Below are 12061 nucleotides of genomic sequence, written 5' to 3' on the forward strand. Positions count from 1 at the left end.
TCTAAGTAGAGATTGTGTATCCCATACTTCCCAAAATAAGGACAACGACACCGACAATGATCGATGTCCAACCCCAAGCGTTTTTGGCTCCCCACGTACCGATAACACCTAAAATCGCTCCAATAATTCCCAACCAAACGGGGGCCATAAAGAAGAAGCCAATTAAAGAAATAACAATCCCGGCCCAACTGACCCAATTTCTCCATGTGATCGTTTGACTGTCATCTCTGGTTTCCACATGTTCACTTCTTGTAGCCATTTTTTCACCTCCTAATATTAAGCTAATCATAAAAAAGAGACATCCTTATCTTGTTTCCCGTCCCGAAATTTATACTAAAAGAAAAGCAAATTTTTTTTGCAAAAGGACACCCTAGTAAGGTGTCCCATTGTCATTTTATTGATTTATTAAGTGCTTAAAAATCAGCTGAAGATCATGGCGTGATTCGTTATCAATGTGTCTGTTAGATAATCTCATTACTTTTTGTAAATCATGATGAAGGATTTTATTACGCAATGACCATTCCTTTCGCCCTTTTTTGCTGTTTAAACCGTAAGCTTCAGCACGGGCCTGATGGCGCTCTGCCAAATGTAAATGGGCTTTAAACGCTCTTTTCAAACCCTTAGGCTTAAGGCTCGCGTTGTCAATCCATTGTTCCAATACATTAAAATCGACCGTAGTCACCGTGACATTTAGTGTTTTCGTTTCTTCAACATTGCCTGCTTTATCAGTCGATCCGAATAACAGTGTGCCTGACGCGTTCAGCGTCACTGGCGACTGATAGGTTGTCCACTCGCTGCCATTAAGCTTAAACTCAAGTTTTTCAATACCGGACATATCATCTTTGGCATTTAATGTGACAGACGCATGATCTAGACACGAACCGCCAGAAAGATTGTCACATGTAACTGTTGCTGTTGTTACAGGAGCTTTTCCGTCAGCAAATTCCAGATCATTTTCTCCTCTTGGTTTTAACTGATATGTGCCTTTAAACTGGCTTGACGCCCCTGTAATATTTAGGATATTGCCATTTTGGTATGGGAAATGATCATAATCAAGGCCTATCCGATTATCAATGCGTACAAGAACTGAATAACCGCCTTTCACTGCAGTAAGCTCGACGCTTCCGTAATTGTCCGCCTTTTGGATATCCTGAATCGTCACACCCTTTAGCGTCACGATTTGTCCCTGATTAGCCTCATTGATTTCGTTGACAACTTCCCCATTAGGCACACCCGTTGTTCCTTGTTTTTGAATAACCGGACTCGATAGTTCAAGCTCACCATTAAATTCATCTAATTTCCCTGTAACCGCTACTTTATCTCCAGCGTGAAAACCTGTCTGGCGTTGGAAGACATAAATGCCTCCCGTGTCATCCTGAAGATAGAAGCCTTGGGCGCCAAAGATTCCGGGTTCTGTTGAAATCACACCTTTTACTTTAAAAAGGTCGCCGATATGCCCTGACCTCGCATCCTTAATATCAACTAAATCAATGACACCATCTCCGTCACCAGGAAGGGGTTCAACCGGGACATTACTGACGGTTACACTTTCGGTATAAAGTGTTTTCGACCCTTGTTTTAGCCTCAGATTCGCCCTGCCAAGCTTATCCGCCTTGATTTTTACATAAAGCTCTCTTGCGGCATGGCCGGTCGCGCCGGATACCATGGCAAACGGGGAACTATAGCCATAGTTTGAGGGCCAGTTTTTACCGTCAAGGCTGAATTTGCCTATTTGTTCTCCGCCAGGCAAATAAAGTCCGACTTTAAGATCATCGACGGCCGCCAGGGGCGCCAAATTGTCCGCTGCAACGCGTATTTTAAAAACTTGTTCATTACCGGGTAATTCTGCTTGATGAACAAATGAGTAGACCGGATTTGCAGCCTCTTCATCTGAACCGTAAGACCCCGGTTTAAAAGTTGACGGATCCCACCATTTATAACCTGGTTCCGGTGCAGCCCACGGTTCGGGTTCCGGCTCTGTCGAATTTTCCGGCTGTTCAAAATCGTGAAGTGATGTTGGTTTATCTAAAGTTACCTTACCGTCAAAACTCGTGTAGGACTCCTTTTCTGAGAGCCATTCGACCATATTCACAAGTAACCCTGCGTCATTTTGCTCTTTGAAACCGTCATAGGTTGTTTTTGGCTCTCCGGTATCTTCGCGCAAATATTTCGGCGTGGCATCTTCAACCGGAGATGAATCGCCGATAAATGCAGCCTTCCCTCCACCGACTTTGGAAATAGCGGCAAAAGGCCCTTCAGCCTTGCCGCCGCCGTCATACACACCTTGGTCGACTGCGTGGCTCCATACCTGATCGGTTTGAGGCAAGTATACGATCCCTTTAGCATGATGAGGGTCGAGAATGGCGAGCGTCGAACCGGCATGCATCGCTACCGTATCGACGCCTTCCGTGATTCCCAGACTTTCATCAGGGGAGACGACTTGATTAGCCGTTACATCACCAATGGCGTTATAGCGGAACCGGACACCAAAGTTGTCTGCCAGCCAATCACTTGATTCGACATCTTGCATCGCGGCAGAGGCGCTTTCCTTTTCTCCCATGCCTTTTGCAGGATTGTCGAATGCGCCACGGCGATAGCCGTTAAAGACTTCGGAGGCATCCCAGCGATTTTTGTTGCGGTCGGCATTATAATGGTCGGCGATAAAGAAAATGCTGCCGCCATTCTGAACATACTTCAGCAATGCGGCCTGCTCGGATGCCTTGTATGGAATATTCGCTTCCCCAATGACGAGGACATTATAATCCTTCAAATCATCGTAAATAATCGGTGTCGTTTTTCTTAACTCTTTAACATAATAACCATCATCAGCCAATCCATGGGCAAAATCAGAGAACCCGCCGTTAATGACCCAATCTGCCGCACCTGCCGTTTGACCATGTGTGTTGTCAAACAAAACCTTCTGACCCGCATGCTCGTTAACTACTGTCGGTTCAATAAATGGTGCAGGGTCATCAGCTGTTATTCCCGCACTGCTGCTTTGTACAGTAGCAGATGTGGCTGCTTCCGCCTGTTGCGGCTCGTTCCATACACTTAAACTAAAAATAAGGACAAAAGTATAGCAAATGACAGACCATCTTTTTAAAGCTGACGTTTTCATTCGTCATCTCCTCCTATATATATAAATAAAAGCGCTGTCATCTTAACTATACAATGAAATTTCCCAAAATAAACAAAATACTGTCTAGTCAGGAAAATAGGCCCATGAAATTTATCCTTTGGCAACTTTTTTAAAGTGTTCGACTGTCGGAAATGGGTCATAAAAATGATGTAAGAGCCTCTTCCACTCTTGATATTTTTGAGATTGACGGAATCCCACTGTATGGTCCTCCAGCGTCTCCCATTTTACTAAAAGAAGATATTTCCCTTCTGCCTCTATGCACTTATGACATTCATGGTCTATGTAACCCTTCATAGAGGAAATGATATGCGACGCTTTTCTGAACGCCGCTTCAAATTCCCCCTCCATCCCTTCTTTCACATGCAGCATAGCCGCTTCAAGAATCATGACTGTCACCCTCCTTTTTAATTAACAGCTGATAAAAATGAACATCTTGCCACTCTCCAAATTTAAAACCCACTTCCTTAAAACAGCCCACAAATTCAAAGCCAAATTTTCTATGAAGCTTGACACTGGCTTCATTTCCGCCGGTGATCCCGCCAATGACTGTGCGGTAATCCAGCTCTCGGGCGCGGTGAAGGATTTCCTCCATCAAATAACTGCCTATACCATGCCCCCGACAGTTAGATGCTATATAAACGGATATTTCTGTTGAACGGACATAAGCTGGTTTATCCCTGAAAGAGCTTAGACAGCTGTAGCCCGCGACAACATCGTCAAGTTCAGCAACGATAATTGGGTGGCGGCCGCCGAACTTTTTAAACCATATCATCCGTTCATCCAAGGTTTGTTCTTCTAAATCAAATGTCGATGTAAGATTCCTTATTGCTTCATTGTAAATGTCCAAAATTTGCGGCAAATCACTCGCAGCAGCTTCTCTGATGTTTAACATATCCATTCCCCCAATTGGTCAATTAATATCATTTTATATGGAGGAAAGCTTATTGCATAATGGTTTGTTAAATAATCTGACAAACAATAGCATTTTATTGAAATTCGGATTTGTCGTTAATCTTAGTATTTTGACCTTAATTTTAGCTGCCTGGGCAATCAGGCAGCTTTTTTAGTTAATAAGAAAGTATAAACTTTCTTACGCACATAGGCGCAACTAAGCCTCTGGCTAGTTTTCTTTATAATTCAATCCAAAACCTTTTGACAACATTGCCATCTTCCTCGATGAAATCACCCATGGCACGATATTCTCTCCGCTTTCTTTCCATTCTTGATAAAAAGAAAGATATTCAACTTGCAAGTCAGCAGTTGGCTTAGACAAAAACACACTTCCACCCATTGTTCTTCCCCCTAGGAAATTTCATATTGAATTAGGAAGTCTGAAAATAGAGATCATAATGCCTTTGGCAGGCCGGGTTAAAATGGGATTGGCAGCTTGGGCATGTATAGTCACATCCCATATAATCTTTTATTGAAAGTTCATGTCCACAAGCACCACATAGAATAGCCCTCTCGTTTTGCTGGTCCTTCCCCCAGACCTTTGCCTCGTGCTCCGCTATTTCCTGATGACACTCATAACAGGGATAGTAGGTATTGCAACACTTAAACTTAATCGCAATAATATCTTTGTCAGTATGGTAATGCTTACAGCGCGTCTCCTCATCAACGTTAACGCCAAGAACTTTAGTGCCTTTAATATCCATCACTAAATACCACCTTATATTTCTATTATTGGAGGAAAGCTTATTGCATATTGGTTTGTTAAATAATCTGACAAACAATAGCATTTTATTGAAACGTTTTTAACTTTTGCACCGTCTAATAGTTGTAATGAAATTTTAAACCCACGGTAAAAAATATATAGCTACAAATAAATGTCAGATGCCGAAGGTTATAAATAAGTTAGAAATCAAGAGTAAATAAAAATTTATAACAAACTGAGGTGAATTCATAAGTGAATAAACCGCATGTTGGTGATACCGTAAGATTCGACGGACAAACCACTAAAGTCATCGATCGCCTCGTCATTAGCGAAACAGTCCACCTGGCACTAAAAGGATCGGACGGAATAAACGCAGCTGTTCCCTCTCAATCAGTTGAATGGAACGGCAGGCATTTTATCGTTAATCCCAAAAAGTTAGTATTTTGACCTTAATTTTAACTGCCTGGACAATCAGGCAGCTTTTTTTACCCTTATTTCACGGAATGTGTTCAACAGTTCTTCTGCTCGTTTAGCCAAATATTCACCTTCTGCGGGTGAACCCCTTTTACGCCTCGATTGACAATCTTGCCATCAAATTCCGTCTCAATTTATTTTAACTGCTTTGTTAATGTTGGTTAGGCAATTTGAGACTCCAACGGCTTCTTTAAGGGGCAGCGTCATTGATTCTTCCCTCAAGACTTTTGTCTCGTGATCCGCTATTTCAGTACCTATAATATCCATCACTGAATACCATCTTATATTTCTATTAAGAACATTTTAACATTTATCGGAGTATCATAGACATTAGCCCTCTAATTTTCATAAATCACACTGTCTGATTCCATTAAAATCGTACAGCTTCTATAGTTAATTAATCGTCATTAATCAAAGGGAAATACAATATGATACAGATGAAGGCACATCGGAGGTGAACGGGATGGCAGTTGTAAAAGCTACGAGTGCAGATATTAACCTGTTAGCAAGGCTGCTAAGAGCCGAAGCCGAGGGCGACGGGGTTTTGGCGATGCTGCTCGTCGGTAATGTAGGCATTAACCGGATAAGGGCGGATTGCTCTGATTTTAAAGGCTTGCGAACGATCCGTGAAATGGTTTTTCAGCCGCATGCTTTTGAGGCCACGATACATGGATATTTTTATCAAAGAGCTAGATCAAGCGAGAAACGGTTAGCCCGCAGGGTTGTTGATGGATATCAGCATTGGCCGGCAAAATATAGTTTATGGTACTTTAAACCGCCTGGCGCCTGCCCCCAAACATGGTACGATCAGCCCAAAGTCGGGCGTTACAAGGCGCATTGTTTTTATGAACCATCAGCTGAGACCTGTCAGAATGTGTATAACACTTTCTAGTAATGGTGTGAAAAAAGCTCACCTGCTGGCAAGCCGAGTTCGGAGTCGCAATCTGCGGCTCATATTTTTTTATAATCAGGAATAGGTTCTAATCCTATTTCTGTACTTTAGAATCAGTTTGTTTCTTTACTATTTCTTTTATATCTTCCATTTGCTGAATAAGCTTGTTATTTTGTTCAATCATTCTATTATGGTTGATCAATACTTTTATATATGTGATAATGACCAAACATATAAATGCCACCCAAAAAATGGTGCTGAGCTTTAGTGTTATCACGTGAATTCCCCCATAAGGCTAATTACTCTACTTTTTCTATTCGTTATATTTTGTTTAACACCCTCTTTATTTCATAAAAAAGTTTTCCTAACTGAATGAATTTCATAAATATCATCCCTTGAGCTGCAAGGCTTTCAGGATGCAAAAAAGGAAGTACCTCCCCAAATCTCGAAATAGTTAGTAACGACACAAAACTACAGAGATCGGAGGAATACTCCAAATGTCTATTATACGACAAGAGAGCTTGTTTGACCTGCAAGATTTATATAATATAGAACCTACCCAAAATTATGACGCTATTTTATCTTGCATTGATATGGACTCTATCCTTGTGCGTTTTGTCCTTCATCGCCTTTATGAAAGACATTTTGCCTGATTTTCTCGTGCCTTTTGTCTTTCATCGCCTTTATGAAAGACATTTTGCCTGATTTTCTCGTGCCTTTTGTCTTTCATCGCCTTTATGAAAGACATTTTGCTTGATTTTTTCGTGCGTTTTGTCTTTCATCGCCTTTATGAAAGACATTTTGCCTGATTTTCTCGTGCCTTTTGTCTTTCATCGCCTTTATGAAAGACATTTTGCCTGATTTTCTCGTGCATTTTGTCTTTCATCGCCTTTATGAAAGTCACTTAACTATAATACAAACGATGATTTGGAGGTTTCTACGCTGGATTTTGCGGCTCAGACGAAGGGCCGGTGTCTTCCTGAGCTTATATGCGCGCCCCGGGGGATATATGCGCGCCCTACGCCCCATGCTTGATTATTTTTGTTCCGAGTATGTTCGGCCTTTGAAAGCATCTGACTTCTTTTCTGCTATAACAATAACCTTTAACATAGGTGTCTGTGGCATCAAGAACTTTAATAACCCGCTGCGTCAAATGGTTTGATTTATCAATATAAATCAGTTCAATAATATCGCCTTTATCCATCTCCACACGCCGCATCTCCTTTTACAGGATTATTTCTAATCATTGTATGCGAACGTGCGTTTTTTAAACCCTTCAAATATTTATTTTTATACACAAAACCGGCAGCCCCATCGAGCTGCCGGTTTTAAACTTTGCTTAAACTTTCAATGAAATGTATTTCGTTTCAAGATATTCTTCTATACCTTCTGATCCGCCTTCCCGGCCGAGGCCGCTCTGCTTCATACCGCCAAACGGCGCTTGTGCAGCTGATGGCAATCCATCATTCCAGCCAACGATGCCGTAATCCAGTCCCTCCGAAATTCTTGTGCCGCGGGAAACATCTGAAGTGAAGAAATATGATGCAAGTCCGAATGGCGTGTCATTCGCCAGTCTAATTGCTTCATCATCATTTTCAAACTTTTGAATCGGTGCAACCGGTCCGAATGTCTCGATGTTCATGATTTCCATATCAGATGTCGCATCTTTTAAGACCGTCGGCTGATAAAAATAGCTGCCGTTTCCAGCCTTGCCTTCACCGCCAAGGACACAGGTAGCACCTTTTTCAATGGCATCCTTAACTTGGTGTTCAACCTTTTCATAGCCTGCCTTATCTATAAGGGGACCGATGTCAACACCTTCGTCCATACCATTACCCACTTCAAGCTTTTTGACCCTGTCGACAAACTTTTCGATGAAGGCATCATACACACCTGACTGCACATAAATCCGGTTGACACAGACACATGTTTGACCGCTGTTGCGGAATTTGCTGGCCATCAGCATATCAGCGGCGTGATCGAGGTCTGCATCATCACAGACAATGGCCGGGGCGTGGCCGCCAAGCTCCATTGACATCTTTTTAACCTGCTCTGCACCTTTCTTAAGAAGAAGCCGCCCTACCTCAGTTGAGCCGGTGAACGTAATTTTACGAACTTCCTTATGTGCCATAAAAGCATTGGTCAGTTCTTCAGGATCACCGCAGATGACATTGACAACCCCCTTGGGAATGCCCGCTTGCTCACAGTATTCCGCAAGTCTCAGCGCCGTTAAAGGGGTTTGCTCAGGCGGCTTCACGATAAAGGTACAGCCTGCCGCAAGAGCAGGGGCAAGCTTTCTCGTAATCATCGCAGCCGGAAAGTTCCAGGGTGTGATGGCCGCGACGACGCCAACCGGCTGTTTAATCACCTTAATCCGATGATTTTCAGTTTTCCCCGGAACAGTCCGGCCATAGATTCGCTTCCCTTCCTCAGCGAACCATTGTATAAAGGAGGCGGAATAAGTGACTTCACCTTTGGCTTCCGTCATGGGTTTTCCGTTCTCAAGCGTCATAAGTTTTGCAAGCTCATCGCCATTTTCCATAATAATGTCATTTAATCTCATTAGAAGTTCAGAACGTTCCTCTGCGGTTTTTTTCGACCATTCCGGAAGAGCCTGATGGGCCGCTTTTATCGCCTCTTCTGTTTCTTCTTTTCCCGCTGACGGAACAGTGCCGATTAACTCACCTGTTGCCGGATTGGTAACTTCCATCTTCTTTAGATCTTTACCAGTCCATTGACCATCAACATAATTAAGCATATCCAATCTTTCCACATGAAAACCTCCTCGAAAATCTGCTATTATCTTATTACCTATTTCTAAGGGGGTAAAACATATTCCTGCTTTGAAGCAAGTTTCTTTTACACAAAAATGTAAATACAAACTAACCTATTTCACTTGTTTTTTGACATTTTATACCCATAAATTAGTTTGACTTTGGATTCCCGCTTTTATTCATAACTGCTGCATGCTTCTCTCTGGCATAGTCGTATTCCCCCTCATATCGATAGAGGCTCCCGCCTTCAAGCCAATAGGTTGTTTTAAAACATTGATTCAAGAAAAATCGATCATGGGAGACAGCTAATACAGTGCCGTTAAACCCATCGATCGCCTCCTCCAGCACCTCTCTTGATTCAATATCCAAATGGTTGGTTGGTTCGTCCAAAATTAAGACATTAATGCCCTGATGCATAAGCTGGGCTAATTTTAACCTGACTCGCTCACCGCCGCTTAAGCTTTTTAAAGGCTTAAAGACATCAGGCCCATAGAACAAAAACTTTGCAAGAATGTGCCGTGCCTGCCCTTCAACAATCGAGAGATTCTCTCTAAAGGCTTCAATGACTGTCATGGATGATTCATTATGAAAGGCATCCTGTGCCAAAATACCAAACGTTGCTTGCGATCCACGCTCTACAATGCCGCTGCTTGGCACAAGCTCACCCATCAAACACTTCAGGAAAGTCGATTTTCCTGAGCCATTCGCACCGACTATGGCAACTTTTTCACTATTTCTAAGATGAAATTGAATATCCGTTAAAATTTGAGACCGGCCAAAAGCCATGGACATGTTTTCACTATAAATAACGTCATCACCGCTTCTTTTTTGGCCTTTAAACGATAATCCCATTAGGTCCGCATCCATCTTTGGCCGTTTTAGCTTAACAATCCGGTCCAACGCCTTTTCCATGCTTTTTGCCTGCCTGTGCATGCCCGCATTTGGGGGGCTCGCGCGGTTCGCCCACTCTTTAAGACGCTTGATGGTTTCCTGCATTTTTTTAATCTTTCTTTGCTGATCTTCATAGGCTGCAAAAGCCCGAAGCAGACGTTCCTCCTTCTCATTCACATAGGCTGAATAAGAATAAGGATAAGCAGTCAACTCCCCGTCTTCCAAATCGAAAATTTTGGTGACTGTTTGATCCAAAAACTGGCGGTCGTGGGAAATAACCAGCACAGTGCCTTCATAATGCCGGATAAATTGCTCCAGCCATTCAAGAGCAATAATATCGAGATGATTTGTTGGCTCATCCAGAAGAAGAAGATCCGGTCCTTTTAATAGCTGTACCGCCAGCCAAACTTTCGTACGTTCTCCGCCGCTTAATTGATCAAAGGTCTTATCAAGTAGTGTTGTAATTTTCAAGCCGCTTGCAGTTGCTTGGATTCTTGCATCCATTTCATAGCCGCCCGATTCCTGAAATTTTTCTTGAAGATGACCATATCTTTTCAGCAGCTTTTCCATCTTTGCCGGATCAGCCGCCGTTAATTGCTTCTCAATGTCCCTCATATCTTTCTCAATAACGACACATTGTTCAAATGTCGCTTTTAACACGTCAATCACAGTGACCACTTTCTTAATTACTGGCATTTGCCTTAGATAACCGACTGTAGCCTCCTTCTTTATATGAACAGCACCTTGGTCCGGATTCTCGTAGCCAGCGATTAGATTAAAAAGTGTTGTTTTCCCGCTGCCGTTCACCCCGACAACCGCTGCTTTTTCACCCTCATTAAGAGACAGGCTGACTTCTTTTAAAATTTGCTGGCCGCCAATATTTTTATGGGCCCTCTCAACTTGGCAGATCATCATGGTCCATCCACTCCTTATCTTACAAATTTTGAAATAAAAAAAGACCACAGGTGCATATAACCCGTGGTCATTATCGGTGCATCAAAATGGCAGGCGGAAATCACAAATCATCATCCTGCCGAAAAAAAAGAGGGATAGACGCTATTGTCCCTCCCTCCTTGACACCATATAAATATGTTCTCGATGGGTATGCATCATCTTCACAAAGCTATCCAGTTATTCTTAAAAAAGGGCATACTAATCCCTTTAAAGAATAAGCCGGAAAAAATCGCACGGCAGATATAAAGAAAAGTCTGCAATTGTGCTTGTAACTTCGTGAATGCTGACACTAAAACCCACCTCCAATCGTTAATGTTAGTATTATATTATCAAACAATTCTAAATGCCGCAACTCTCCGATAAACGAAACTTGACCCTTATACCGCAGAACCGCATGATTTTAAAACATCCTTCACAACATAACAAGGGTAGCTGCCAATTATATTGACTTGACAACCGAGAGCTTCCAGCTCAGATTTTACCCCCGGCAAGAGCACATCGTCCATTTTCATATCAACATCAATGATAAAAAAATAGTTGCCAAGTCCTGTTTTTGTTGGGCGCGATTCAATTTTGGACATATTGATTTTGCGCCACATGAATGCGGACAGAACTTGGTGCAGCGCACCCGGATAATCAGAAGGCAGCGTGATCATCAGCGTGGTTTTATAGCGCTCGTGCGGGCCAGCTTGGAAATCAGTTGGCTTCTGACTTAATATAACAAATCGGGTATGATTGTTTTGATAATCGTGGACATCCTGTTCGACAATGCTTAAACCATATTTACAGCCTGCTAGGGTATTACCGACCGCAGCAGCATTTTCTTCAGGATGACTCTTAATCCATTCCGCGGCAGCCGCAGTCGAATTTGTATAAGAAATCTTCGCTTTAGGGAAGTTCTCCTTCAAAAAGTGATGGCTTTGGGCAATGGCTTGGGGATGTGAATAAACAACATCGATGTCTTTCCAGGTATCCTGCCGGTTAGGATGAACCATAAGATGCTGGCTAATCGGAATCGTCACTTCACCAACAATCGTAAGCAGCTCCTTATGATACAGATAATCCATCGTTAGATTAACTGAGCCTTCAATTGCGTTTTCAATCGGCACAACCGCATATTGGGCCTCTTCTTTATTAACTGCCTCCATACAATTTGGTATCGTTGGATAAGGTGTTAGTTCTTCTTTTTTAAAAACGGCTTTGGCTGCCATTTCTGTGAATGTTCCTTGTGGTCCTAAATAGGCAACTTTTTCTGGCAAAGGGTTCCCCTCCATTTTTTATTT

Annotated in this window: 14 protein-coding genes; 2 read left to right on the plus strand and 12 right to left on the minus strand. The window is 42.5% G+C overall.

Annotated elements, in window-relative coordinates; all coding sequences use genetic code 11:
• Position 1: 1 nt before the first annotated feature.
• The 6 genes from EV207_RS07780 to EV207_RS07800 all read right to left on the minus strand — a co-directional run bounded on the left by EV207_RS07780 (position 2) and on the right by EV207_RS07800 (position 4794).
• Positions 2-259, minus strand: coding sequence for a hypothetical protein (locus EV207_RS07780; RefSeq protein WP_132745383.1), 258 nt, complete (start codon positions 257-259; stop codon positions 2-4).
• 135 nt (positions 260-394) lie between these two features.
• On the minus strand, positions 395-3118 hold the full coding sequence (locus EV207_RS07785; RefSeq protein ID WP_132745385.1) for an OmpL47-type beta-barrel domain-containing protein: 2724 nt from the start codon (positions 3116-3118) through the stop codon (positions 395-397).
• A gap of 111 nt (positions 3119-3229) precedes the next feature.
• Positions 3230-3526 (minus strand): antibiotic biosynthesis monooxygenase family protein, encoded by a 297-nt coding sequence (locus EV207_RS07790; protein WP_132745387.1) that lies wholly within the window; start codon positions 3524-3526, stop codon positions 3230-3232.
• Positions 3516-4031, minus strand: coding sequence for a GNAT family N-acetyltransferase (locus EV207_RS07795; RefSeq protein WP_132745389.1), 516 nt, complete (start codon positions 4029-4031; stop codon positions 3516-3518). The genes EV207_RS07790 and EV207_RS07795 overlap by 11 nt, the downstream gene beginning before the upstream one ends.
• A gap of 228 nt (positions 4032-4259) precedes the next feature.
• Positions 4260-4430: a hypothetical protein gene (locus EV207_RS22980; RefSeq protein ID WP_165886867.1), complete on the minus strand. Its 171-nt coding sequence runs from the start codon at positions 4428-4430 to the stop codon at positions 4260-4262.
• Positions 4431-4461: 31 nt separating this feature from the next.
• Positions 4462-4794, minus strand: coding sequence for a CHY zinc finger protein (locus tag EV207_RS07800; protein ID WP_132745496.1), 333 nt, complete (start codon positions 4792-4794; stop codon positions 4462-4464).
• Between the two features lie 251 nt (positions 4795-5045).
• Here EV207_RS07800 and EV207_RS07805 point away from each other — a divergent pair, with 251 nt between their 5' ends.
• Positions 5046-5240, plus strand: coding sequence for a hypothetical protein (locus EV207_RS07805; protein ID WP_132745391.1), 195 nt, complete (start codon positions 5046-5048; stop codon positions 5238-5240).
• 490 nt (positions 5241-5730) lie between these two features.
• Entirely contained in the window at positions 5731-6159 is a 429-nt protein-coding gene (locus tag EV207_RS07810) for a cell wall hydrolase (protein ID WP_132745393.1), read from the plus strand.
• 94 nt (positions 6160-6253) lie between these two features.
• On the opposite strand, the gene EV207_RS07815 is transcribed toward EV207_RS07810, so the two are convergent.
• The 6 genes from EV207_RS07815 to pheA form a co-directional block, all read right to left on the minus strand.
• On the minus strand, positions 6254-6436 hold the full coding sequence (locus EV207_RS07815; RefSeq protein WP_132745395.1) for a hypothetical protein: 183 nt from the start codon (positions 6434-6436) through the stop codon (positions 6254-6256).
• Positions 6437-7177: 741 nt separating this feature from the next.
• Positions 7178-7369, minus strand: coding sequence for a hypothetical protein (locus EV207_RS07825; RefSeq protein WP_132745397.1), 192 nt, complete (start codon positions 7367-7369; stop codon positions 7178-7180).
• 129 nt (positions 7370-7498) lie between these two features.
• On the minus strand, positions 7499-8923 hold the full coding sequence (locus EV207_RS07830) for an NAD-dependent succinate-semialdehyde dehydrogenase (protein ID WP_279389179.1): 1425 nt from the start codon (positions 8921-8923) through the stop codon (positions 7499-7501).
• A 160-nt stretch (positions 8924-9083) separates the two neighbouring features.
• Positions 9084-10739 (minus strand): ribosomal protection-like ABC-F family protein, encoded by a 1656-nt coding sequence (gene abc-f, locus EV207_RS07835; protein ID WP_132745399.1) that lies wholly within the window; start codon positions 10737-10739, stop codon positions 9084-9086.
• 200 nt (positions 10740-10939) lie between these two features.
• The gene (locus tag EV207_RS23700) at positions 10940-11068 is read right to left on the minus strand and encodes an RAxF-45 family protein (protein ID WP_279389178.1); all 129 of its coding nucleotides are present in this window, start codon (positions 11066-11068) and stop codon (positions 10940-10942) included.
• Positions 11069-11155: 87 nt separating this feature from the next.
• Positions 11156-12052, minus strand: coding sequence for a prephenate dehydratase (gene pheA / locus EV207_RS07840; RefSeq protein ID WP_132745401.1), 897 nt, complete (start codon positions 12050-12052; stop codon positions 11156-11158).
• Positions 12053-12061: the final 9 nt, after the last annotated feature.

The organism is Scopulibacillus darangshiensis (genome assembly GCF_004341035.1).
In the GTDB taxonomy this organism is placed as follows: Bacteria; Bacillota; Bacilli; order Bacillales; family Sporolactobacillaceae; genus Scopulibacillus; species Scopulibacillus darangshiensis.

Excerpts from the sequence above, each read along its gene's own strand:
- EV207_RS07780 (WP_132745383.1), bottom strand. The coding sequence starts at position 259 with ATGGCTACAAGAAGTGAACATGTGGAAACCAGAGATGACAGTCAAACG.
- EV207_RS07785 (WP_132745385.1), bottom strand. The coding sequence starts at position 3,118 with ATGAAAACGTCAGCTTTAAAAAGATGGTCTGTCATTTGCTATACTTTT.
- EV207_RS07790 (WP_132745387.1), bottom strand. The coding sequence starts at position 3,526 with ATGATTCTTGAAGCGGCTATGCTGCATGTGAAAGAAGGGATGGAGGGG.
- EV207_RS07795 (WP_132745389.1), bottom strand. The coding sequence starts at position 4,031 with ATGTTAAACATCAGAGAAGCTGCTGCGAGTGATTTGCCGCAAATTTTG.
- EV207_RS22980 (WP_165886867.1), bottom strand. The coding sequence starts at position 4,430 with ATGGGTGGAAGTGTGTTTTTGTCTAAGCCAACTGCTGACTTGCAAGTT.
- EV207_RS07800 (WP_132745496.1), bottom strand. The coding sequence starts at position 4,794 with ATGGATATTAAAGGCACTAAAGTTCTTGGCGTTAACGTTGATGAGGAG.
- EV207_RS07810 (WP_132745393.1), top strand. The coding sequence starts at position 5,731 with ATGGCAGTTGTAAAAGCTACGAGTGCAGATATTAACCTGTTAGCAAGG.
- abc-f (WP_132745399.1), bottom strand. The coding sequence starts at position 10,739 with ATGATGATCTGCCAAGTTGAGAGGGCCCATAAAAATATTGGCGGCCAG.
- pheA (WP_132745401.1), bottom strand. The coding sequence starts at position 12,052 with ATGGAGGGGAACCCTTTGCCAGAAAAAGTTGCCTATTTAGGACCACAA.